This is a genomic window from Acinetobacter sp. AOR14_HL (assembly GCF_027855175.1).
In the GTDB taxonomy this organism is placed as follows: domain Bacteria; phylum Pseudomonadota; class Gammaproteobacteria; order Pseudomonadales; family Moraxellaceae; genus Acinetobacter; species Acinetobacter calcoaceticus.
Map to the genome: position 1 here is coordinate 99,520 of NZ_JAKTII010000008.1, position 23,536 is coordinate 123,055.

Genomic DNA, 23,536 nt, shown 5'->3' on the forward strand with positions numbered 1-23,536 from the left:
AGCAATAAAAAAGCAACCGATTTGGTTGCTTTTTTATTGAGTAAACTAAATTTTAGTTTTCACTGACAAAGGCAATATCGCTCAGTCCGGCTTCACTTGCGCGAGACATTACCTGTGCAACAGTATCGTACTTCGACTCTTTATCAGCACGAAGTTGAACTGTTGGTTTAACATCACCTTGACCGGCTTCTTGAAAACGTTTTTGAAGCTCATCTAGGCTAATTACTTGAGTATCCCAAGCCACTTCACCATTTGCATTAATACTAATCGTAATTGCTTTTGGTGGTGGATCAATAATTTCAGCAGTTGTTTTAGGAAGCGTTAATGGAATCGATGGGTTGGCAACTGTTGCTGTGACCAAAAAGATGATCATTAACACCAACATAATGTCGATTAGCGGAATGAGGTTCATCTCATTTATGCCACTATCGTGGTCTTCACCCAATTGAAAAGCCATTAAGCTTGACCTCCAACATAACTTTGCTGTGCAGTTTTAACATCAGACTTTACAGTAGAATCTTGCTGCAACATCGTATCAATTAACAGGCTGTGTGCTTGATCTTGTAAATCATGAGCAAGACCACGGTTAGCACGTACACAGATGTTATAAGCCAATACCGCAGGAATCGCAACTGCAAGACCAAGACCCGTCATAATAAGCGCTTCACCTACTGGTGTAGCCACTTGAGCCAAACCTGCTTGTCCACTTTTACCTACTGCAACAAGTGCATGGAAAATACCCCATACCGTACCAAACAAACCAACGAATGGTGCAATTGAAGCAATTGTTCCTAAAACAGAAATACCTTTCTCAGCATTGACTTTTTCAGCAGAAATTTGACGAAGTAGAGCCTGCTCTGCAACCGCTTTACGCTGCTCAAAATTTAAAGGTTGTAACTTTGCTTTTAGCGAAGTGATAGCCTGAGAAAGTTGAGCATAAGCTTGTTGCTTTAATTGGCGAGTCCCCATCAAACGTAAGATGAAAACTGTCCAAGTAGCAATCGACATTGCCAATAAGATGAAATACAGGGTTTTACTCACTGCATCTGCATGTTGCCAATAGATTGAAAAGTTCATATTGAACTCCTGATTAAGGTTAGCCGTTGGGACTCAAATTCATTTAAGGGGTTAAATCAAAAGGTTGCTCTGCTTTAATTGGGTAAGCAACCCCGTTTTCCATATAAGGTTTAAATTTCGCACCGCGAACAGCACGGACAACTTTGTCATCTAGACTTGAAATACCACTACTTCTGGTCACTCGCACATTAATAATCTTGCCTTTTTCATCGGCTTCAATCAGTACCATGATAGAGCGTGCTTCGCCTTGTAAATCTTTTGAAGAAACTGTTAATCGTGGTGAACGACTCCACTGTACACCCGAACCACCAATAGAAACTCGTTTTGGTGATGAATCTGGAGCGGGTTGAGCTTTAGGTGCTTCTTGTACCACTGGCTTTGGTTTTTCAACGACTTTTTCAGTAACAGTAGTCGTCGTTGTCACCACTTTGGTTTCAACTTTAGGTTCTGTCTTTACTGTTTGTTTTGGTGTTTCAGCCTTTTTCACCTGTTGAATTTTTTCCACTTTTTTTGGCGGTGTTATAGGTTTTTCAACAACTTTAACTTCTTTTACCTCTTTTTTAGGTTCCGGTTTTTTTGGCGGTTCCTTTGGTTTAGGAGGTAGTGGTTTTGGCTGATCTTGAATTTTTACGAAACGTACCTGTAAAGGTTTCTTATCGATTGGCTTTAATTCAGCAGGCTTAATATGGCTAACTGCCCATAAGACCCCGATATGACCAATTGCAACTGCAATTAGTGCTGTGATGACTTTCTTTTTCATCGGATTGGGAGCGTTTAAGGCTGCGGAAGATTGACTCATAAGAATCTAATTACCTAATGGATGATGATTTCAGATTTCTATTTATAGAAACGATTTCAAACATCGGATAGAACAATAAAGTGCCACAATAATAAATGAGAAGTGTTTTCATTTGCAACTATTTTTTGAGAAAAACATTTACTCTCTATCAGGGATTGTTACCAGTTGAGCATCTTTGCTTTAGTTTTCTCATAGTTACATGAGCAGATATCCCCTGTTCACGATTTGTTTAGCCAAACTTAAAATAGTTAGACTAATTACACTATGAACAGATCTATTCTTATGATAAACCCACTTATTATTGATATGTTATATTATTTCAATTTTATTTTAAATATAAAAAAACACGCAAGAAGCGTGCTTTTTTAAAATAAGCGTTATTTAAAAAACAACGGTCTTATTACCATCAACAATAATACGGTCTTCTAAATGCCATTTCACTGCACGAGCCAATACATTACGCTCTACATCTTCACCAAGCTCACGTAATTGCTCAACATTATAGTCATGACTCACACGCTCAACGTCTTGCTCAATAATTGGGCCTTGATCAAGGTCAGCAGTAACATAGTGAGCTGTTGCACCAATCAACTTCACACCTTTTTCATAAGCTTGCTTATATGGATTAGCGCCCACAAAAGCTGGCAAGAAAGAATGGTGAATATTGATGATTTTCATTTCCCATTTCGCAACAAAATCTTCGCTTAAAATCTGCATGTAACGTGCAAGAACTAATAAATCATTGCCTTGCATCATTTCATCAATTTGCGCATAAGCTTCAGCTTTATTGTCTTTGGTAACTTTAATTACAGTAAATGGAATACCGAAGTTTTCAACAGATTCACGTAAATCTTCATGATTAGAAATGACATGAGTAATTTCACAAGGTAACGAACCACGTGCATGACGCCATAACAACTCAAGCAATGCATGGTCAACTTTAGAAACTAAAATACCAACTTTTTTAACATCGTTTACGAAAGCAAGACGCCATTGCATGCCATAACGCTCAGCAACGTTCGCAGCAAAAGTCTGAATTAAGGCATCTTTACGCGACTGTAAATGATCAAGTTCAAATTCAACACGCATGAAATAACGTCCGCCCTGAGCTTCCGTCGCATACTGATCAAGCGCGGTAATGTTTGCACCTTGGTGATACAAAAAGCTCGATACCGCTTGTACGATCCCTGGCTTGTCTTCACAAGTAATCAGTAAACGGGCTGTATTGGCAGTGGTCATATTCATTTGGTTAATATCACTTAATTGAGATAAATCTTTTAATAGGCCGAGTATTCTAGCGCCCTAAATAAACAAGCACAACTATTCGTCTTTTAAGGACGATAAGCTAGCAAATAGATCTGAAGGTCCAAGAGATTCAAGCAACTGCTCATAAGTTGCTCGGCTTTCACCCATAAGATAAGGGCCTTCAAGGAAAACCATTTGGCGTAATGCTTGCCAAACCCATTTTTCTTCTAAATGGTTATTGTCACTAATATGACCAGACATATACAAAAAGTTTGTCCAGTTTGTTAATACAATCCAGAGGTTAATAATAAGTGCTTCAATTTCCGATGGCGTCATTTTCATAAGACCTGCATCTACAAAGGCTTGATAAATTCTTTGCCCCTGCTGCATGACCTGCCCCGCAAAACGTGGATAAATCGTTTTAAAGTCTTCGTTACTTTCAACTAAATGATAAACATCACGATGAATAAAGCGGTAACTCCATAACTGACCACTGAGCACTTGAAAATAGTTGATTTTATCATTGGTCGTTAATGGTCTATCGTCAGGTAAAGAAAGTACTTCCAAAGTCTCGGCCTGATATTGATACATTAATTCCTTAATAATTTCATGCTTATTCCGGAAATGATAATACAAGTTTCCGGGACTGATACCTAACTCCGCAGCAATATGATTGGTTGTAACCGACCGTTCACCTCGCTCGTTAAAAAGCTGCAAACTGATTTGTAAAATCCGGTCTTTTGTCTTCAGAGCTTTAGGTTGAGACATTTTAATAACCTTTAATAATTCAAATGGTTAAGACTTGAACACATAAACTGACTTGACTATTTAGAGTATTTACTCTAAAAAATAAACATATCAATGTATTTGGTAAGTACCGATGAACAGTCAAACAAAAACAAATCCAGAGACTCAGCTCCCTTATGATGTTAAGCATTTACATGATTTGCTTGAACAACAAAAGCTTGCTTATTTACGTCATCCGGTACCCACTGCTAAAGAGCGTATTGATCGTTTAGCTCGTCTTAAAAGAGTCTTGGTAAAATATCAAGATCAGATTGCCGACGCAATTAACCTTGATTATGGCAATCGTGCAGTTATGGAAACAAAAATTGGTGAGTTACTCACCAGTTTGGAACAAATCAAATATTATAGTAAACATCTGACAGCGTGGATGAAACCTTCAAAACGCCATATCAGTGTATTACATCAACCAGCAAAAGGTTGGGTACAATATCAACCTATGGGTGTAATTGGTATTATTACACCATGGAATTACCCATTGCTGCTTTCAGTTGGGCCATTAATCTGTGCGCTGGCAGCAGGCAACCATGCCATGATCAAGATTTCTAGTGCCTCTCCAAATTTTGGGCGAGTCCTTGAAAGTGTATTAGCAGAAGCCTTTCCACAAGAATTAGTTGCTGTGGTAAATGGTGGTGGCGTTATTTCAGATGCTTTTAGTCATTTGCCTTTTGACAAAATGATTTTCACAGGCTCAACTTCTGTTGGTAAAACAGTGATGGCAGCCGCAGCTCAAAACCTAGTTCCAGTGATTCTTGAGTTAGGCGGAAAATCTCCTGCACTTGTGCATGCATCTATGGATATGAAAGATGTGGCCCAACGTATTGCTGTAGGTAAATTATGGAATGCAGGACAAACCTGTGTTGCACCTGACCATATTTTCTTACCGCGCGGAAAAACTGCTGAGTTCATAGAAAACTTTAAATTGATTGTGGCTGGTATGTACCCACATTTCCGCAATAATCAAGATTACACATCTATTATTAATGACAAGCAATACAACCGTATTCAGGGCTACCTTGAAAATGCCCGCGATCAAGGTGCTCGTATTGTTGAAATTAACCCACAAAATGAAATTTTAGATGATGTCCGTAAAATTGCGCCGACTTTAGTTACAGGCGTAACGACTGCAATGGACATTATGCAAAATGAAATTTTTGGTCCTATTCTGCCAATTTTAGAATATGACCAAATAGAAGAAGTCATCGAATTTATTAATAGTCGTCCACGTCCTTTAGCCATGTATTATTTCGACTATGATCAGGCGCGTGCTGATTATGTTGCACAGCACACCCACTCAGGACATTTCGGAATCAACATGGTCATTACCCATGTGGCTCAGGATGATTTACCCTTTGGAGGGATTGGGGCATCAGGTATGGGTAAATATCACGGACCAGAGGGCTTTTTTAGCCTTTCTCATGAACGTTCGGTGATGTCAAATCCAAAACTTTATAGTCTTAAATACATTCTTCCACCGTTCAATAAGCCCATTCATCGTTTGATTTCGAAAACCTTGTTGCGCTAACTGATCAAGGCATGATCTGTTATACTAAATCATGCCTCGTTTTTACCAATTCCGCTTGTCTTTTAATCGTATTTTTGGTATAAAACGCCCCTTGAATGAATTCATCCGTTTACATTTAGTATGACTGGCCACAGATTTGCTGTTGGCTGAATCAATGGAGTTACACCATGTCTAAGGTTTGCCAAGTTACCGGCAAGCGTCCAGTCGTTGGTAACAACGTCTCACACGCCAACAACAAAACCAAGCGCCGGTTCGAGCCGAACCTGCACCACCACCGTTTCTGGTTAGAAAGCGAAAAACGTTTTGTACGTCTTCGTTTAACCACTAAAGGTATGCGTATTATTGACAAATTGGGTATCGAAAAGGTTGTTGCAGACCTTCGTGCTCAAGGTCAAAAGATCTAAGGAGTCTGAACAATGCGTGATAAGATTCGTCTCGTTTCTACAGCTGGTACAGGTTATTTCTATACCACGACTAAAAACAAACGTACTATGCCGGAAAAAATGGAAATCAAAAAATTTGATCCAAAAATCCGTCAACACGTGATTTTCAAAGAAGCTAAAATCAAATAATTTTAGCTTCGAAAAAAAACGACTTCACAATGAAGTCGTTTTTTTTTGCATTTTTTTTATACTTAGCTTTTTTTTGTTAAACTTTCCACATATTTCGCCTTGGCATTTTTTATGCTTGTCTTTAGCCTAACTCACGTAAAAGGAGTTTTTAGTGCCGCATGACGTAGATTTAATTGTTTTACTTGCTGTTGGTTTCGGTGTTGCCCTCATTTTTGGCTATCTTGCAGCCCGATTACGACTCCCCCCTCTTATCGGCTATTTAATTGCCGGAATTATTATTAGCCCTAATACTCCCGGCATAGAAGCAGATATTCATCTTGCTAACCAGCTTGCAGAACTCGGGGTCATGTTTCTGATGTTTGGTGTAGGGATGCACTTTTCATTAAATGACCTATTGCTCGTTCGCCGTATTGCTCTACCAGGCGCGATTTTACAAATTGCGGTCGCCACCCTATTAGGAGTTGGCGTATCCATGCTATGGGAATGGAGCTTTGGTTCTGCACTCGTTTTTGGCTTAAGTCTGTCGTGTGCGAGTACTGTTGTATTATTAAAAGCTTTAGGAGACCGAGGTCTTTTAGATTCAGTCAACGGCAAAATTGCTGTGGGTTGGCTGTTAGTCGAAGATTTAGTCATGGTACTTGTTTTAGTACTCCTTCCAGCTACAGCAGTTTTACTCGGCGGGAAAGCACCAGAAGGTGCAGATGGTAATATCTGGTTAACCCTTGGGCTCACTTTATTAAAAGTAGTTGGCTTTATTGCCTTTATGCTGATTGTAGGTAAACGTGTTGTTCCTATTATTATGCAGTTTGTTGCTCGTTTAGGTTCAAGAGAGTTATTCACCCTCACCGTTGTTGCAGCTGCTGTTTCTATTGCCTATGGGTCTTATGCCATTTTTGGAGTTTCCATGGCATTAGGGGCTTTCTTTGCAGGGATGGTTGTTAAAGAATCAGACTTTAGCCACCGCGCAGAAGAAGAAACGCTTCCATTACGCGAAATTTTCTCAATTCTGTTTTTTGTCTCTGTGGGAATGCTTTTTGACCCACATATTCTTGTTGAACGTCCGCTACATATTTTGGCCGTTATCGCCATTATTATGGTAGGTAAAACACTTGCTGCAATGGCTTTGGTTTTATTCTTTCGCTATCCACTTAATACAGCCCTTACAGTTGGCGCGAGTTTGGCCCAAATTGGTGAGTTTTCATTTATTTTGGCTACCCTTGGTGTTTCTTTAGGCCTATTAAGCCTAGAAGCTCAAAATCTGATTCTAGCAGGTGCTTTATTTTCAATTACGCTGAACTCTTTTATATTCTCTGCAATTGAACCAGTACAACGCTGGATTCGTGAGCGCTCTCACTTAGCCCGTCTTCTTGAACGTAGTGGTGACCCATTAGCAATGTTACCCGATGAAGTTGATCAAGCCTATTTACGCGATCAGGTCGTCATTGTTGGATATGGCGGTGTGGGGCGACGTATCACTGAAAATTTAATTAATGAGAATATTAAGGTCGTTATTGCCGAAGAGAATCGTGAAATCGTAGAAAAACTGCGTAACTCGAATATTGCAGCAGTCAGTGGTGTGGCGACTGAGCCAAGTGTTTTAATTCAAGCACATATCATGCATGCACGGCTTTTGGTGATTTCACCTATGGATATTCTAGATATTCACCGTATTGTGGCGATTGCTAAGCAATTAAACCCTCAAATTCAGGTGTTAATTTGCGCAGAAAGTAAAGAAGAAGCGGCTATCATTCGAGATGAGAATATTGGGGAAGTATTCTATGCTAAAGAGGAAATGGCAAAGAATATGAGCCATCATATAGTAAATCAGATCGAGCTTGCCCATCAGTCAACTATTCATTAACTGATATAAAAAGCGTACTCAAGAGTACGCTTTTTATTAGCTCAAGAATTTAGGCTGTTCGTCTACTACCTCAGCCTGCCACTCATTTACCTGCTTCTCAAGCAGTCCAAACAATGCAGCCTGAATCATATGTTGGGCAACCACAGGTGTTTGTTCACCTAAGATTGCTTTTACTTCATCACTAAATTGAATTTTGACCAAGGGTTCATTCTCAGAACCAGCATTACGCAAGGCAAGTTCACCACCTTCGAGTTGGACTAATTCCAACACTGCTTCTTGATTTCCAAATAACTCTTTCAATTGCTGTATAGACATATACTTCCTCCATGTTTCAACATGGTGGCAAAGCACCCTTGCACTTTGCATCTCTTGTCTTATTTATATAGGCACATCCACACTAAATTTCAAGCACTAGGACAGTTTAATTTTAGAACTCGACCATTTCATTACGAAAACCATCAATTAAATGGGTTAATTCTCGATGCCATTCACGCAAAATTTTGACATCAGGCAACCAAGATTGAGGACCTTGAGTTACTTTGATAATCAGGTTAGAGGATGTCTCTTCTTCAGGGGTCGGCTCTTTTGGTTCCGGCGCATATTGGCACATACGATAAGCTCGCTTTAACTCTGCAACGAAACCATCTTTTGCCAATTGCTGCAAAACAGAGACTTCAGGAGAAACCTGCCCTTTTGCCGCCATATGTTCCTCAATAGATTTTAAGGTAGGTTGTAAATCATTTAAACGATAATAACGTACCAATTCTTGCAAGAAAGCTAACATTGCACCATGTAGGTGGAATACAGCTGCTTCACGGTGAGCTTGTATCTGCTGCACATGATCGGTCTGTTCAGCCTGTTGACACGCTAAGCGCGCAAAATAGAGCTTCTGATTGGTACGATCGGCATGATAACGAGCAACACGTGACATAACTAAACTTTCCTGTTTTAAAATCGCTATTGCAACAGCTAATCTTTAGCTTAACGACTCCATTAATAAAATCAACGTTATTTATGGTAAATCCAGCTCAACTTGATAAATTTTACGTTTAGCTAAAGTTTTTAAAGGCTGGCTTATAGGACGAACATTACTTAAAACCCAAGCAAAATATCCCTCGCCCCAAGCAGTTGCACATGCTGGCTCAATTTCATCATTTCGCCAAGCATGAATAGAGTCGATATCAACCAAAGCGACAGCAACTCCCTCTTCTTCATCAGTATCTTTGACCAAAAAATTTTGGTTCTCGACAATTAATAGATCTTTGATTGGCAGTTTTGTAGGTACCCATGAACGCACTTCAAGTGTTTTTATACCTTCAGCGATACGAGTACCATTTGGCGCGACAATCGAAAGAGCTAAAAACTGTCTTTTCACACTGAAGACTTATTCTTCAGCTGCTTTAACGCGAATTCCATTGCCTTTAACTTTAAGCAGGTTTAAGCCTTTAATTGCCTTAATTGCTTCACGTGGGTTAGGCATTTCAACAAAACCAAAACCTTTCGATTTACCTGTGTCTTTATCAGTAACAAGAACACACGTTTCAACTTTACCAAATGCTTTGAATAACTCTAAAATTTCAGTTTCACTCACAGCACGATCTAAATTACGAACTAATATCTTCATTTTCTAACCTTAATTGGCAATAAAAGGGAGCAGCCAATATATTTAAGTAATCACAGTGTCTTATACAGTAGTTTAATCCAGATCGATACCAAAACCTAAATTTACTGCAGGTGAACGGTTCCATTGCTTTTTAGCAAATGGCTGAGGTACTTGCCTATGAATCTTTGCCTGAACCAAATGTGCAGGGAGATCATTTAGGAAATAACTTTCGATTTTACGACCTTGTTCGTCATAATTATCTTCTGACCATGTATTGAGGTTTTGCTTAGTCAAAATTAATTCATTTTCTGCACGTGTTAATGCAACATACAATACGCGGCGTTCTTCTTCGACATCATCAAAATCGCCCTGTGCCCTTGCATAAGGATATTGATTTGGCGATACATGAGGTACATAGCAGACTTTCTGTTCAGCACCTTTAGCTGAATGGATCGTAATTAAAGTGACTAAATCCTGATCAGCTGCTTTTTCAATTTCAGAAACTGAAATAGGTTCAAGCACATATTCTTCAAGAAACTCACCTAAAGATGCATGTTTACGTGCAAGTTGTTTGACCAAATCAAAATCTTTTAACCGGCGTGACCAATCTTTAGTTTTATAATTTTGCTCGAGTTGTTCACCTAAAGCATCAAGTGCTAAGCCAATACTTGCTTCAACATGCTGTTGTAATACATCTAGCTGTTTTAAAATTAGAATCGCTTGTAAAGGAACTTTGCCATGACGTTCTAGACGATTGCAGCGCTCCTCAACATCAGCAATTCCCATCAGCTCTTGAGCGAGCTTACTTGCTCCAACATCACCAATACCATCCCACAAAGTTAAGAAACGCATCCATGCCAAATCATCGTGAGGATTACTCACAATACGTAGCAGGCTAAGCACGTCTTTTACATGGGCCGACTCAAGAAGTTTTACACCACCAATAAAACGGTAAGGTAGTTCAGCAGCAATAAAAGCCCCTTCCAGATATCGTGCACTATAGCCAGAACGCACTAAAATCATATGGTCGTGCCAGCTTGCACCTTGCTGATGTCGCGTTATTAAATCCTGTGCAATCCAGTTTGCTTCTTCATACTCATTACCAAATAGGTGTAGCTGAGGCTTTTGGCCTTGACCACGATGAGCTTGCAGCTGTTTTTGATAATCAATTGGGCTATTTGCTAATAACCAGTTTGATAAATCTAAAATTTCTTGAGTCGAGCGGTAATTTAAATCCAGTGTATGAATAACTGCGTCAGGTATCCGCTCTTTAAAAGAATGGATATTTTCAAAGTCAGCACCGCGAAAACCATAAATCGACTGGGCATCATCTCCAACACAAAACAGCTTCACTTTGCCAATCAATGGTTGTAATAAAGCCCACTGCAAAGGATTGGTATCCTGCATTTCATCAACCAGCAGTGCCTGACAAAAACCTGCAACCCAGTTGGTGAGTGCTTCAGAATTTTGTAAATGGACAGCTACAATTGAGAGAATATCATCGTAATCTAAAAAATTACGCTCTCTTTTTCGCTGCTCATAGGTTTTCATTAAATCTGCAATTTGAGTCTTATGCTCATAGGCTTCTGGAAGCTGTTTGATTAATGCTTCAGAAAGCTTTGTTTGAGTATTTCTTGCATATGAATATAAATCACACAGCTCTGCGGCTTTAGGCAAGACGTTATCTTTATCTTTGCCTCTTAATAAGCGAAACATGAGCAACTGATCATCACGATCAATAATACTAAATTGATTTAACCCAAAAGCTTGTGGATTACGGCGCAGTAAATACATACAAAAAGTATGAAAAGTTGAAGCTCTCAGACCCTTTGCCTGTGCTCCCACATGTTGTTCTACTCTTGCAACAATTTCACTCGCAGCACGTCGAGTAAAAGTTAAAATCTGAATTTGGTTCGCTGGTAAGCCTTGATCAATTAAATAGGCAGCACGAGCAACAATCGTTTTAGTCTTGCCACAACCAGCACCCGCCAAAACTAAACAGTTCTGCGCAGACGTTGTTGCTGCTTTTTTTTGCTGAGCATTTAGTTCATTAATTAATTTTGCAAGACTCATAACACATATCGCTAACACACCAAGGCATAGTTTAACAGAGCCCAGCAAAGATGGGTCTGCCTGTCCTAAAAACAAAAAGAGCACTTAAAGTGCTCTTTGAGTCGATATTATTTTTAAGATACTGTTTTTGAACTAGATGGAAGATGTTTGATGGCTGAAGCTAAACCAAGGAAGTTAATTCCCTGAAATAAGATATCAATAGCAAGGAACATTCCCAGCACCCAAAAAGGTGAATCTTTAGAAACCAAAATTAAAATACCAGTAAATAAGGTGAGCAGTCCCGAAAACAAGGTCCAGCCCCACCCTGTAATGGGCTTAAGTAAAATTGCATTTATAGTACGTATAGCACCAGCAATGATAAGCGCTATTGATAATAGACTTGTCAAAACCACAGCTGTAGTGACTGGAGTAGAAAAAGCGTAATAGCCTGCCATGAGATAAAGCACACCAAACAGTGCCCATAACCATCGGCTTGCACCTTTAAAAACACTCATCGCTGCGACAAGATGCAAGACACCGCCGACCATCATGAGTATTCCAAATAAAAAAACGACAGAAAAAGTCGCAAATGGCAATGAACTAAATAAAATCAGACCAAAACCAATAAGCACAAAGCCTAATATCAAATACCATTTACGGTCAGCATGTAACTGATTACGTACCAAATCATTACCTACAGTTTTCATCATGGCTACTCTTATTATCAGGTATTAGAATTTCATCTACCCAACAATAGTGATGTACTTCACACTTTTTGTCTGTATAAAATCTGCATCGTTTTTTAACAATTATTGATGTGGATAAAGCAGTATTTATCCACAGTTTTATTTCACCCAGCCAATTTCTCGGGCAGTAGGTAAACCTATGATCGTTTCTTGTAAATTATTAGGCATTTTACTACTCTGCTCAGATAAGACAGTATGACCTCCCATAATTTCAGCTTGAGTTTGCGGATAAAGAGGAATTTTTTCTGGTTGAGCATAACCTAGAGGATAAATCGGCTGTCCTGTTTTTAAATCATATTTGTCCTGTGCTCCAAAGCCATGTAAAAGCTCATGAACGATGACGACTTGATTTTGTGAAGCTTGTGTTTTGGTCGCAAATAAATTCACACTACCAATACGACCTTTTTCTAAAGCAGTCGAATGGATCAAGACTTTCTGATAATTCGGATCATAATAATTTAAGTAAAGTTTGAGTGAGGCTCCACTATCTTCAGGTTGTTGTTGGCGCCATGCATAAAAACGAAACTTTAGACTCCACCACATAACATGTAAGATATTGGCATTTTCAGGAACCTCTGGTGGTCGTTGCTGTAACTGTTGTCCTAAGCGAATTACAAAGTTTCCTGTTTGCCCACGATAATGCTGTGACCATTCATCTAGATAGTTTTTAATTGCCCAAAAATCTTCGTTTTTCAACTGATGAGTATAGGTCTGTGTTGTCTGTAAACCATCAGCATTCACTGGATGTAGAACGACTACAACTGTGTGATTCCAATCTTGATTCTGATCTCGCCATGCCTGAACAGCAACAATCAACAAAATAATTAATAAGCATAAGACCCGAATGTTTTTCCACATTCTTATTCCCCATAAAATTAAAATTTTCTTTTATTGTTTTAGATATAAAAAATGCTAGCTGAGCTAGCATTTTTTATAGTGGGCTTGTTTAACCCTCAACCCATTTACCATCTTGATAAATCAGGCTCCATTTGGTTTGTTTACCCTCTGGTGTTTCCGAGCCTACATATTGTGATTGATTCTTACGACTGAATTTCACAACTGCTGGATTACCTTCTGGGTCTACATCTGGTGCTTGTAAAATAAATTGATATTTTGGATCAAGTTGAGCTGCCACACTACGTAACTCTGCAACTTTTGGCGCACGTGTTTCACGAATTTTCGGGAATTTACTCGCTGCCAAGAATAAACCTGCTGCGCCATCACGTAACACAAAGAAGTCATCATGTTTCGTTGAACGTAGGTGCTCCATCTTGATTGGCTCTACACGTGGAGGTGCAGGTTGACCACTCTTCAAGACTTTACGTGTATTGTCACAGCTGGTACAAGCGAAATATGGACCAAAACGTCCCGTCTTAAGCTGCATTTCACCATCACATTTATCACATGGGATCGTTGGGCCATCATAACCCTTGATCTTGAACTCACCTTCTTCAAGCTCAAAACCATCACAGTCTGGGTTGTTACCACACACATGCAACTTACGACCACCATCAATCACATAGCTGTCCATGGCTGTGCCACATTTCTCACAGCGATGCTTTGACATCAAGTCTGCTGTTTCTGCACCATCATCATCAGATAGAGCAGCTAACGACTCAACAGGTGTTAAGTTCAGTGTACCTTTACAACGTTCTTTAGGCGGTAGGTTATAGCCAGAACATCCCAAGAATACACCAGTTGTACCCGTACGAATCTGCATTGGACGTGAGCATTCAGGGCAATGTACTGCAGGTACTTCAACCGGTTGGTTACGGCGCATTCCCTGCTCGCCCTGAGCATTCGTTAAACGTTTTTTAAAGTCGCCATAGAAAGTGTCTAGCAACTCTTTCCAATTACGCTCGCCTGTTGCAACTTTATCAAGCTGACCTTCGAGGTCTGCCGTAAAGGCATAATTCATCAGGTTATTAAAACTTTCATCCAGACGATCCGTCACAATTTCACCCATTTTTTCAGCGAAAAGACGACGGTTTTCTAACTTAACGTAACCACGTTCCTGAATGGTAGAAATAATAGCTGCATAGGTCGAAGGACGGCCAATACTACGTTTTTCAAGCTCTTTAACTAAAGATGCTTCAGTAAAACGTGCAGGTGGTTTAGTAAAGTGCTGACTTGGATCTAACTTTTCTAATTTTAAAATTTCGCCTACTTTAATTGCAGGTAAAATAATATCGTCATCTGACTTATTCGCACCACGTACTTTAGTGAAGCCTTCAAAGACAAGCGTACGGCCTTTCGCCTTTAACTCAACATTCGCTGCTTCAACAATCAAAGTAGAAGATAAATATTCTGCTGGTGTCATTTGACACGCAACAAATTGACGCCAGATCAAATCATATAGACGTTGAGCATCACGTTCTACACCCACAAGTTGATCGCCAGTAAGTGCAACATTTGACGGACGGATCGCTTCATGGGCTTCTTGAGCACCCGCTTTGTTACCATAGCGGTTTGGCTTTGCAGGTATATATTTTTCACCATATTGGCTTTCAATATGTGCACGTACCATGCTTACTGCATCATCACTCAAGAAAGTTGAGTCAGTACGCATGTAGGTAATAAAACCTGCCTCATACAAGCGCTGTGCCAGCATCATGGTTTTCTTTACAGAAAAGCCTAAACGCGTACTTGCAGCTTGCTGTAACGTTGAGGTGATATAAGGTGCACTTGGATTGACCTTAGTCGGTTTATCTTCACGCTGCGCAACTTTATATTCAGCACCTTTTAGAACATCTAATAAAGCATCAGTTTCAGCTTTATTTTTCAGTTTAAGGGTTTTACCAGCCTGTCTAAATGCTTCAAGACGAATATCATCTTTTTTAGCTTGAGTATCTGCAAAAACTTGCCAATATTCTTCTGGAATAAACGCACGGATTTCACGCTCACGCTCTACAACCAGTTTCACTGCTACTGACTGCACACGTCCGGCAGATAAACCACGGGCAATTTTTTCCCAAAGTAATGGCGAAACCATAAAGCCTACTACGCGGTCTAAGAAACGGCGTGCTTGCTGAGCATTCACACGATTTAGATCTAGACGTGTTGGCTGTTTAAATGCTTCTTGAATGGCATTTTTAGTAATTTCGTTAAATACCACGCGGTGATAACGGCTGTCATCGCCACCAATCACTTCTCTTAGGTGCCAAGCAATAGCTTCCCCTTCTCTATCCAAGTCCGTTGCGAGATAGATTGCATCGGCATCTTTGGCGAGTTTTTTGAGTTCAGCTACAACATTTTCTTTACCTGGCAGAACTTCGTAATGAGCTTCCCAACCATGTTCAGGATCAACCCCCATACGATTAACTAAAGCCTGACTAGCTTTTTGTTCTTTTTCGGCTTCGGTGAGTTTAGTCCGGGCAGCCGGCTTTTTCTCTGTTGATTTACTGCCACCTGTTGGCAAGTCACGTACGTGACCTACAGAAGACTTTACAATGAATTGCGAACCCAAATATTTATTGATGGTTTTCGCTTTGGCAGGCGACTCCACAATCACTAAGGCACGTTTATGTGCAGCAGGTGCAGTAGATGCTGTGCTTTGAGATGCAGAGCGCGAGGTATTCGCCATATAAAATGTTATTCCTATACCAATAAATTTAAAAATCAGGCTTTAGCCAAGGCCAACAGATAAGCCTTCATCTCATCTAATTGTGTCGCTCTTAGGTCTGATTCCTCATCCCAATAAAGCCCTACACAGTTTGCCTGCATATCAATAGCATAAATCCCTTTTAATGCAATGGGAGAATCATTAAATTTCTCATCACCCTGAATTACTTTTAACTTGCCGTCTATAACACGAGCACGCATTAAAGATAAACGGGCATCAGGAATCAATACACTATAATAAGCAACCATGCTGGCACGTTTTTCAGTGGCCATTGGGACATGTGTCCATTCAGGTGCAACAATTACACGCGGATGTAACCCTATTTTACGGGCTTTATCTCGCATAATACCAAGTGCCTTTTCACGTGGGCTCACTCTTAAACCAAAAATGGAGCCTATTACGAAAAGAACAATGATAACGGTAACCCAAATTCCCATATTGTCCATAGCAAAACCTATTAATCTCTTTTATTAGAGTTGCATAAGCTGACCAGAAAACGCAAGTTACATCATAAAAATAATGCCCGATAAGATCACAAGACCCAAAATATCGGTATTTCACGGTGTAAATTGCCGTGAGATTATTTAAATATGTTTAAGGGTTTTGATCGCTCGCAACCAATGCCAATTTACCAAACCGATCAAGATGGGCATCTCCCCACAGTTTTAAAGCAAACAAGATTTGCTCTAGGCTTTGTCCTAAATCAGTTAGAGAGTACTCAACCTTAGGTGGGACTTGAGGATAAACTTCTCGATGAATAATCCCGTCTTGTTCTAACTCACGTAGCTGATTTGTCAGCATTCTTTGGGTAATGCTTGGAACACGCTTTCGGATTTCATTAAACCTTAAGGTGCCTTCATTAAACAAATGCCAAAGAATGACGCATTTCCACTTTCCGTCAATCAAACTAATAGCTGCCTCAACTGAACAACCTGGAGAGCAATCAAAACTTGAATGCCGTGCTTTTGCCATTTTACAGTATCCTTTTTGACACTATGAGCGTTATTTGTCAGTAGTCACTTATTTTAAGCTTACGTTATGATCAAACTCCCAACAAGAGGAATTATTATTATGAAAGCTGTGGCATATCAAAAAGCAGGTCCCATTACATCACCAGAGGCACTCGTTGACGTCGAACTAGATACACCTGTTACAGAGGGCCATGATCTACTTGTTCGTGTCCAAGCGGTCTCTGTGAACCCTGTAGACACAAAAATTCGTAAGAATGTAAGCGCAGATAATAATCAGTGGAAGACTCTTGGTTGGGATGCGGTAGGTGTCGTTGAAGCCATTGGAGACAAAGTCTCACAATTTAAAGTCGGAGATGTGGTTTGGTATGCGGGTGCACTCAATCGCCAAGGCAGTAATAGTGAATTACAGTTGGTTGATGAACGCATTGTGGGCCATAAACCAAAGACCTTAGAACCAAGAGAAGCAGCTGCCCTTCCTTTAACCGCTATCACGGCATGGGAAATGCTATTTGATCGGTTACAGGTCCCAAAAGTTGCCCCAGAAAATACATCCATATTAGTGATTGGTGGGGCTGGCGGTGTTGGTTCAATCACAATTCAACTACTCAAGCAACTGACTAACCTAACGATTATTACAACAGCCTCACGAGCAGAAACTAAAGAGTGGGTTAAGCAACTCGGTGCTGATTATGTACTAGATCATAGTCAACCTTTAACAACACAAATCAAGCAATTAGGTTTAAATGCACCTTTATATGTGTTCTCGACTACCCAAACAGATCAACATTTATCAGACATCGTAGAATTGATTGCACCACAAGGTCATTTTGGCTTAATTGATGATCCAGCACAGTTAGATATTAAACCTTTTAAATCTAAGTCTGTATCAGTGCACTGGGAATTTATGTTCACTCGTTCCATGTATCAAACCCAAGACATGGTTAAACAAAGTGAGTTACTCAATGAGGTTTCCGAACTTGTTGACGCAGGTAAAATCAAGACGACTCTTTCGCAAGTTTTAAGCCCAATTAATGCTCAAAACCTAAAACTGGCTCACCAACAAATTGAAAGTGGTACAACAAAAGGGAAAATCGTATTACATGGTTTTTAAGCAAAATTCATAAATATCCCCTAATAAAATGGCAAGTATTGAACTTGCCATTTTATTAATAGTGAGGAGGTTTATCGGTTAATGGGTCAAAAGCGGCAATACCTTCTGATAAATCCGATGATTCCATACGTTGATAAAGAAATTGCATTTGTTTTTTTAAATCAGCTATTTCTTGGGTCTGAATAGCGAGTTGTTGATTTAATTCTTCAACTAAATCATCCAAAAATGTAATTCGCACTTGCAAATCTTCAATGGGTGCGGACAATGACGCTTGATCATCATGATATGGTGGTTTAGTCATTTAAATCCTCATTTGAGATTCTGGAAAACATTATGGCCTATATTACCCTAAGGGATGTCCAACTTGCTTTTGGCGGACCTGCCTTGCTCGATGGCGCGAACTTTAATCTAGAGCGTGGCGAACGAGTCTGTTTAATTGGTCGTAATGGTGAAGGTAAGTCTACTTTACTTAAACTGATCGAGGGAAGCCTATTACCAGATTCTGGTGAAGTTTCCATTCAAAATGGTCTAACTGTTTCAATGTTAGCCCAAGACGTTCCAATGGACTCTGGCAAAGTAGCCGACATTGTGGCAGATGGTGCAGGAGAAGCAGCAGAAGTACTCAGAGCTTATCATGAAGCGACTGACGCTTGTATGCTAGGAGATATGGAAGCCTGTGACCGTATGGGTAACCTTCAGCATAAGCTAGACCAACTAGACGGCTGGGCACTCGAAAATAAAGTAAATGCTCTTTTAAGCAAAATGGGTCTCGATCCAAATGCCGACTTAGCAGACTTATCTGGTGGACGTAAACGCCGTGTTTTATTAGCTCGCGCTCTATTGACGCAACCAGATGTATTACTTCTAGACGAACCAACGAACCATTTAGACGTTGAAAGTATTGAATGGTTAGAAAAATTTTTACTAGATCAAAATAATTTAACGCTTCTGTTTATCTCGCATGACCGTTCTTTTGTGGATAGCATTGCAACTCGAATTGTAGAACTCGATCGAGGCGTTTTACGCACTTATGAAGGTAACTATTCACGTTATTTAGAGCTTAAAGCTCAGCAAATGGAAGCCGAAGAAAAACAGAATGCTTTATTTGATAAAAAGCTAGCTGAAGAAGAGGCTTGGATTCGCCAAGGTATTAAGGCACGTCGTACGCGTAATGAAGGCCGTGTTCGTGCCCTAAAAGCTTTACGAGAAGAATCTAAAGCACGCCGCTCACAACAAGGCAAAGTGAGTATGGCAACTCAAGATGCAAATCGTTCTGGTAAATTAGTATTCGATATCGAACATTTAAGCGTATCTTATGGTGACAATCTACTCATCAAAGATTTTTCTGCCCTTGTCATGCGCGGTGACCGTATTGGTTTAGTCGGCGATAACGGTGTTGGTAAAACAACCTTAATTAAAGCTATTTTAGGTACAATCGAACATGGCGGCTCAGTTAAAACAGGCACACAGTTAGAAGTTGCTTATTTTGACCAGTTGCGTAATGCCTTAGACCTCGAAAAAACAGTCATGGCCAACGTTTCAGAAGGCTCTGACTTCGTTGATGTGAATGGCAACCGTCGTCATATCTACAGCTACCTTCAAGACTTCTTATTTTCCCCTGAACGCGCACGTACTCCAGTAAAAGCACTTTCTGGTGGTGAACGAAATCGTATCTTACTGGCTAAATTACTACTCAAACCATCCAATCTAATTGTAATGGATGAGCCAACCAATGACTTGGATATGGTAACCCTTGAGCTACTTGAAGAAATGTTAGCTGAATACAAAGGCACTTTGCTTCTCATTAGCCATGACCGTGCGTTTATGGATAACGTAGTAACATCGACGTGGGTATTTGATGGTAAAGGTAACATTGCAGAGTACATCGGTGGATATCAAGACTATTTGCAACAGCGTCCAGATGATAAAGTTGTAGATCAGAAATCTGATGTAAAAAAAGCTCAGGCAAAAGCTGAAGCTGAAAAAGCCGCAGCTCAGAACAGTGCTAAAAAAGTCAAACTTAGTTATAAAGATCAGCGTGAACTTGAACAACTACCCGCTGAAATTGAAAACTTAGAAAAGGAGCAAGCAGAACTTTCTGAGAAACTTGCAGATGGTTCATGGTTTGTTAAAGATGCTGATGCAGCAACAAAAGCAAGCCAACGTCTTACAGAAATTGACGAGTTATTACTTGAAAAATTGGAACGTTGGGACGTGCTTGAACAAATGAGCAAAGGAAACTAATCAGCTTTACTTTGCTAAAAAGAACGTAAAAAAAGAGCCTCCTTAAATTAAGGGGGCTCTTTTTTATATTAAGAATATAAGCTTTTTTAAAATCAAAGCTTCTACATCACATTCCTATAATGGATTATATCTTCGCTATTTTTAGTATTTTAAAAATAGCCTTGTGCTTGAATATAAGACTTCTAAAAATAATTATGTTATACCTAACAACATAATAATATTGGAGTGTTTTCGCATGCTAGAGCTTTCTCAAATTTTGGCATTTGGACTAATTTGTTTGGCGATGGTACTCACTCCTGGTCCCAATATGATTTACCTTATTTCTCGTTCGATTTGCCAAGGGAAAACAGCAGGATTTATCTCTTTAGGTGGGGTAGCTGTAGGCTTTATCTTTTACATGCTTTGCGCATCTTTTGGTATTACGGCATTAATTGTCGCTGTTCCCTATGCCTATGACACTATTCGTATTGCGGGTGCAATTTATTTACTCTGGCTTGCATGGAAAGCATTACGCCCAAATGCCTCCCCTATTTTTAATGTAAAAGATTTATCAGTAGATTCTCCAGCTAAACTTTTTTTAATGGGTTTTGCTACAAATTTGCTTAATCCTAAAATTGCCATTATGTATTTATCTTTACTGCCACAGTTTATTCACCCACAACAAGGCAGTATTTTATGGCAATCAATCCAACTTGGTACGATTCAAATTTTTGTAAGCGTTTCAGTAAATGCTCTTATTGTACTTTCCGCAGGTAGCATTGCACTTTTTCTACAAGAAAAGCCTCTTTGGGCAAATATACAACGCTGGCTCATGGGAACTGTATTAGCTGGACTCGCTGTTAAAATTCTTTTAGAAAATCGCCGATAATCCAGCCTTCTTATTTCAAAATCTCTTAACACTCAATTGAACAGTGTATTACGACGATAAATTCAGTTCGTGATACACTTTTGCCAGTTTTAATTTTTTGAAATCTTTATATCGTTATGAGCCAAAAGCAGTCTTATACGCCCGGTGAATTTCAATGGTCCTTTTTATTGCCTAAATATTGGGGTGTTTGGATTGCTATTGTTTTTTTAATGCTTTTGGCTATTTTACCATGGGCCATACAATGGCGTCTGGCGCATAGCGTAGCTCATCTGGCTTGGAAATATCTAAAATCACGCCGTAAAACAACTATTCGTAATTTAGAAGTCTGCTTTCCAGAATGGTCTGCCGATAAAGTTCAGCAACAAGCTCAACAAGTTTTTGTCGATATGATGCTTGGCGTGTTTGAAACCTTAAATGCATGGTACAACCCACGCTGGTTTAAAAACCGAGTCACTATTGAGGGTTTAGAACACATTACCGATGCTCAAGCTCAAGGCAAAGGTGTTTTATTACTGGGGACTCATAGCACGCTTCTTGATGCAGGCGGCTATCTTTGTGCTCAATATTTTGAACCTGATGTTGTTTATCGTCCTCAAAATAATCCATTACTCGATATGCTTATTTATCGTTGCCGTGGCACCATCTATAAAGCACAAATCGATCATGATGATATGCGTGGTTTAATTCGTCATCTTAAAAATGGCGATGCAATTTGGTATAGCCCAGATCAAGACTTTGGACTCAAACAAGGTGTTATGGCACCTTTCTTTGGTGTACCGGCTGCCACAGTCACTGCACACCGCCGCTTATTAAAAATCTCAAAAGCAGTAGCTGTGCCTTTATATTTCTACCGTCATGGGGATATTAAGAACCCCAAATATCATGTTCTGATTGAACCCGCAGTCGACAATATGCCAAGTGATGACGAAGTTGATGATGCAACACGCGTCAATAAAATTATCGAAAATCAACTTCGAATCGCACCGACTCAATATATGTGGTTCCACCGTCGCTTTAAAACACGTCCTGAAGGATATGAAGAAATTTATTAAATAATCTTCCGTAATTACCGCATCATAGTTATAAACATCTAAATAATATCCAGTATGTACTATCGTGCGATAGGCGACAAGGATGTCGCCCGTTGGACTACGACATCATGGATGTGTCGTTAGTCCAACAAATGGTTTTGTTACTTTTGCCAAAACAAAAGTAAGGAGTAAACTCCAAATATTGAATGAATAAACTGCAAGACCTCGCTTTGCTACTACCTAAAGGCAAAAATAATGAAAGTGATGCAACTTCTCCCAGAACTCAACAGCGGTGGCGTAGAACGCGGCACACTTGAAATCGCACGTGCGCTTGTTGCACAAGGACATCAGTCATTAGTCGTATCCAACGGCGGGCGTTTAGTCTCACAGCTCGAAACTGAAGGTTCTACTCACTTAACACTACCGATTCATAAAAAGTCACTTTCAAGCTTGTGGCAGATTCGGCCTTTACGCCAGCTTATTGAACAGCATCAACCCGACATTGTTCATGTACGCTCTCGTGTACCTGCATGGTTAACTCATTTTGCTTTAAGAAAAATACCTAAAAATAAACGTCCTCACCTTATTAGCACGGTACATGGCTTCTACTCAGTCAATCGTTATAGCGCGATTATGACTCAGGCCGAGAAAGTCATTGCTGTTTCTGACAGCGTGGTTAAATACATTACTGACCATTATAAAAACTGCCCACCACAAGATATTGTTCGGATTTATCGAGGGATTGACCCAGCTGCTTTTCCGCATAACTATCACCCTCCAGCACAATGGTTTAATCAAGTTTTTAATGATTTTCCTGAGCTCGAAAATAAGTTTTTACTTTGCTTGCCTGGCCGTATTACGCGTTTAAAGGGCCATGAAAGTTTAATTCAACTGATGCAACAGCTTCAGTCGCAATATCCTCAACTACATGCGGTTGTTGTCGGCGGTGCTGATACAAAAAAACAGGCCTATTTAAGTGAGCTGAAAAGCACCATTCAAAGTAAAGGTCTCGCAGATAAAATTACCTTCGTAGGACATCGCTCAGATATACGTGAATGGCTCGCTTTTAGCGATATTGTGCTCTCTCTATCCAATCAGGCAGAAACATTTGGCAGAACAGCCTTAGAAGCGCTCTCTGTCGGTACACCTGTCATCGGATGGAACCGTGGAGGTGTTGCCGAGATTTTATCTAATGTGTATCCACAAGGTCTTGTTGAAGTGGGAAATGAAAAGGCTTTACTGGAAACAGTGGAAAAGCATATTGAACAGCCTCAAGTCGTTGCTCCAGTCACCATGTTTAGCTTGAAAGACATGTGTGATCAGACACTGGCACTATATGAATCTATACTGAAATAACCTCATAAAAAACCCGCGATCAACGCGGGTTTTTACTACAATAACAAGG

Annotated in this window: 25 protein-coding genes; 9 read left to right on the forward strand and 16 right to left on the reverse strand. The window is 39.8% G+C overall.

The genetic code is table 11. From position 1 onward, the window contains the following. Window positions 1–52: 52 nt before the first annotated feature. The 5 genes from MKL38_RS08780 to MKL38_RS08800 form a co-directional block, all read right to left on the reverse strand. Complete coding sequence (locus tag MKL38_RS08780) at window positions 53–457, reverse strand: ExbD/TolR family protein (RefSeq protein ID WP_003654800.1); 405 nt, start codon at window positions 455–457, stop codon at window positions 53–55. Next, on the reverse strand, window positions 457–1,077 hold the full coding sequence (locus tag MKL38_RS08785; protein WP_270903070.1) for a MotA/TolQ/ExbB proton channel family protein: 621 nt from the start codon (window positions 1,075–1,077) through the stop codon (window positions 457–459). Before MKL38_RS08785 ends, MKL38_RS08780 begins: the two co-directional genes overlap by 1 nt. A 43-nt stretch (window positions 1,078–1,120) precedes the next feature. Continuing rightward, window positions 1,121–1,876, reverse strand: coding sequence for an energy transducer TonB (locus MKL38_RS08790; RefSeq protein ID WP_270903071.1), 756 nt, complete (start codon window positions 1,874–1,876; stop codon window positions 1,121–1,123). Window positions 1,877–2,257: 381 nt separating this feature from the next. Next, entirely contained in the window at window positions 2,258–3,121 is an 864-nt protein-coding gene (purU, locus tag MKL38_RS08795) for a formyltetrahydrofolate deformylase (protein WP_004794803.1), read from the reverse strand. A 75-nt stretch (window positions 3,122–3,196) separates the two neighbouring features. Beyond that, window positions 3,197–3,889 (reverse strand): TetR/AcrR family transcriptional regulator, encoded by a 693-nt coding sequence (locus MKL38_RS08800; RefSeq protein WP_270903072.1) that lies wholly within the window; start codon window positions 3,887–3,889, stop codon window positions 3,197–3,199. Between the two features lie 112 nt (window positions 3,890–4,001). Between MKL38_RS08800 and MKL38_RS08805 the strand changes: the two genes are divergently transcribed. The 4 genes from MKL38_RS08805 to MKL38_RS08820 all read left to right on the forward strand — a co-directional run bounded on the left by MKL38_RS08805 (window position 4,002) and on the right by MKL38_RS08820 (window position 7,883). Further along, window positions 4,002–5,450 carry a coniferyl aldehyde dehydrogenase gene (locus MKL38_RS08805; protein ID WP_270903073.1) on the forward strand — a complete coding sequence of 483 codons (1,449 nt, stop codon included), beginning with the start codon at window positions 4,002–4,004 and terminating at the stop codon, window positions 5,448–5,450. A gap of 167 nt (window positions 5,451–5,617) precedes the next feature. Beyond that, the gene (gene rpmB / locus MKL38_RS08810; protein ID WP_000048256.1) at window positions 5,618–5,854 is read left to right on the forward strand and encodes a 50S ribosomal protein L28; all 237 of its coding nucleotides are present in this window, start codon (window positions 5,618–5,620) and stop codon (window positions 5,852–5,854) included. Between the two features lie 12 nt (window positions 5,855–5,866). Beyond that, complete coding sequence (gene rpmG / locus MKL38_RS08815) at window positions 5,867–6,022, forward strand: 50S ribosomal protein L33 (RefSeq protein WP_003654787.1); 156 nt, start codon at window positions 5,867–5,869, stop codon at window positions 6,020–6,022. A gap of 151 nt (window positions 6,023–6,173) precedes the next feature. Then, window positions 6,174–7,883, forward strand: coding sequence for a cation:proton antiporter (locus tag MKL38_RS08820; protein ID WP_270903074.1), 1,710 nt, complete (start codon window positions 6,174–6,176; stop codon window positions 7,881–7,883). Between the two features lie 36 nt (window positions 7,884–7,919). Here MKL38_RS08820 and MKL38_RS08825 read toward each other — a convergent pair whose 3' ends face one another. The 10 genes from MKL38_RS08825 to MKL38_RS08870 all read right to left on the reverse strand — a co-directional run bounded on the left by MKL38_RS08825 (window position 7,920) and on the right by MKL38_RS08870 (window position 16,878). Then, the gene (locus MKL38_RS08825; RefSeq protein ID WP_003654767.1) at window positions 7,920–8,198 is read right to left on the reverse strand and encodes a hypothetical protein; all 279 of its coding nucleotides are present in this window, start codon (window positions 8,196–8,198) and stop codon (window positions 7,920–7,922) included. Window positions 8,199–8,310: 112 nt separating this feature from the next. Then, window positions 8,311–8,814: a DUF6586 family protein gene (locus MKL38_RS08830; protein ID WP_003654765.1), complete on the reverse strand. Its 504-nt coding sequence runs from the start codon at window positions 8,812–8,814 to the stop codon at window positions 8,311–8,313. Between the two features lie 81 nt (window positions 8,815–8,895). Beyond that, window positions 8,896–9,258 (reverse strand): ASCH domain-containing protein, encoded by a 363-nt coding sequence (locus MKL38_RS08835; RefSeq protein WP_270903075.1) that lies wholly within the window; start codon window positions 9,256–9,258, stop codon window positions 8,896–8,898. Window positions 9,259–9,267: 9 nt separating this feature from the next. Further along, on the reverse strand, window positions 9,268–9,507 hold the full coding sequence (locus tag MKL38_RS08840) for an RNA recognition motif domain-containing protein (RefSeq protein ID WP_003654760.1): 240 nt from the start codon (window positions 9,505–9,507) through the stop codon (window positions 9,268–9,270). A gap of 72 nt (window positions 9,508–9,579) precedes the next feature. Further along, window positions 9,580–11,559, reverse strand: a complete 1,980-nt coding sequence (locus MKL38_RS08845; protein WP_270903076.1) for an ATP-dependent helicase — start codon at window positions 11,557–11,559, stop codon at window positions 9,580–9,582. 113 nt (window positions 11,560–11,672) lie between these two features. Then, window positions 11,673–12,245: an HdeD family acid-resistance protein gene (locus MKL38_RS08850; RefSeq protein ID WP_270903147.1), complete on the reverse strand. Its 573-nt coding sequence runs from the start codon at window positions 12,243–12,245 to the stop codon at window positions 11,673–11,675. 138 nt (window positions 12,246–12,383) lie between these two features. Beyond that, on the reverse strand, window positions 12,384–13,142 hold the full coding sequence (locus MKL38_RS08855; RefSeq protein ID WP_270903077.1) for a hypothetical protein: 759 nt from the start codon (window positions 13,140–13,142) through the stop codon (window positions 12,384–12,386). A gap of 88 nt (window positions 13,143–13,230) precedes the next feature. After that, window positions 13,231–15,867, reverse strand: coding sequence for a type I DNA topoisomerase (topA, locus tag MKL38_RS08860; RefSeq protein WP_270903078.1), 2,637 nt, complete (start codon window positions 15,865–15,867; stop codon window positions 13,231–13,233). Between the two features lie 35 nt (window positions 15,868–15,902). After that, window positions 15,903–16,352 (reverse strand): hypothetical protein, encoded by a 450-nt coding sequence (locus MKL38_RS08865; RefSeq protein ID WP_017391320.1) that lies wholly within the window; start codon window positions 16,350–16,352, stop codon window positions 15,903–15,905. Window positions 16,353–16,500: 148 nt separating this feature from the next. Beyond that, the gene (locus tag MKL38_RS08870; RefSeq protein ID WP_017391321.1) at window positions 16,501–16,878 is read right to left on the reverse strand and encodes a winged helix-turn-helix transcriptional regulator; all 378 of its coding nucleotides are present in this window, start codon (window positions 16,876–16,878) and stop codon (window positions 16,501–16,503) included. Between the two features lie 99 nt (window positions 16,879–16,977). On the opposite strand from MKL38_RS08870, the gene MKL38_RS08875 reads away from it, so the two are divergent. Continuing rightward, window positions 16,978–17,988, forward strand: coding sequence for a zinc-binding alcohol dehydrogenase family protein (locus MKL38_RS08875; RefSeq protein WP_270903079.1), 1,011 nt, complete (start codon window positions 16,978–16,980; stop codon window positions 17,986–17,988). A gap of 55 nt (window positions 17,989–18,043) precedes the next feature. On the opposite strand, the gene MKL38_RS08880 is transcribed toward MKL38_RS08875, so the two are convergent. Next, the gene (locus MKL38_RS08880; RefSeq protein WP_151743523.1) at window positions 18,044–18,289 is read right to left on the reverse strand and encodes a SlyX family protein; all 246 of its coding nucleotides are present in this window, start codon (window positions 18,287–18,289) and stop codon (window positions 18,044–18,046) included. A gap of 32 nt (window positions 18,290–18,321) precedes the next feature. On the opposite strand from MKL38_RS08880, the gene MKL38_RS08885 reads away from it, so the two are divergent. The 4 genes from MKL38_RS08885 to MKL38_RS08900 all read left to right on the forward strand — a co-directional run bounded on the left by MKL38_RS08885 (window position 18,322) and on the right by MKL38_RS08900 (window position 23,487). Beyond that, on the forward strand, window positions 18,322–20,232 hold the full coding sequence (locus tag MKL38_RS08885; RefSeq protein ID WP_005037014.1) for an ATP-binding cassette domain-containing protein: 1,911 nt from the start codon (window positions 18,322–18,324) through the stop codon (window positions 20,230–20,232). A 235-nt stretch (window positions 20,233–20,467) separates the two neighbouring features. Next, complete coding sequence (locus tag MKL38_RS08890) at window positions 20,468–21,100, forward strand: LysE family translocator (RefSeq protein WP_017388434.1); 633 nt, start codon at window positions 20,468–20,470, stop codon at window positions 21,098–21,100. A 116-nt stretch (window positions 21,101–21,216) separates the two neighbouring features. Then, window positions 21,217–22,152: an LpxL/LpxP family Kdo(2)-lipid IV(A) lauroyl/palmitoleoyl acyltransferase gene (gene lpxL, locus MKL38_RS08895; RefSeq protein WP_270903080.1), complete on the forward strand. Its 936-nt coding sequence runs from the start codon at window positions 21,217–21,219 to the stop codon at window positions 22,150–22,152. A 234-nt stretch (window positions 22,153–22,386) separates the two neighbouring features. Next, window positions 22,387–23,487 (forward strand): glycosyltransferase family 4 protein, encoded by a 1,101-nt coding sequence (locus MKL38_RS08900; protein WP_270903081.1) that lies wholly within the window; start codon window positions 22,387–22,389, stop codon window positions 23,485–23,487. Window positions 23,488–23,536 lie beyond the last annotated feature (49 nt).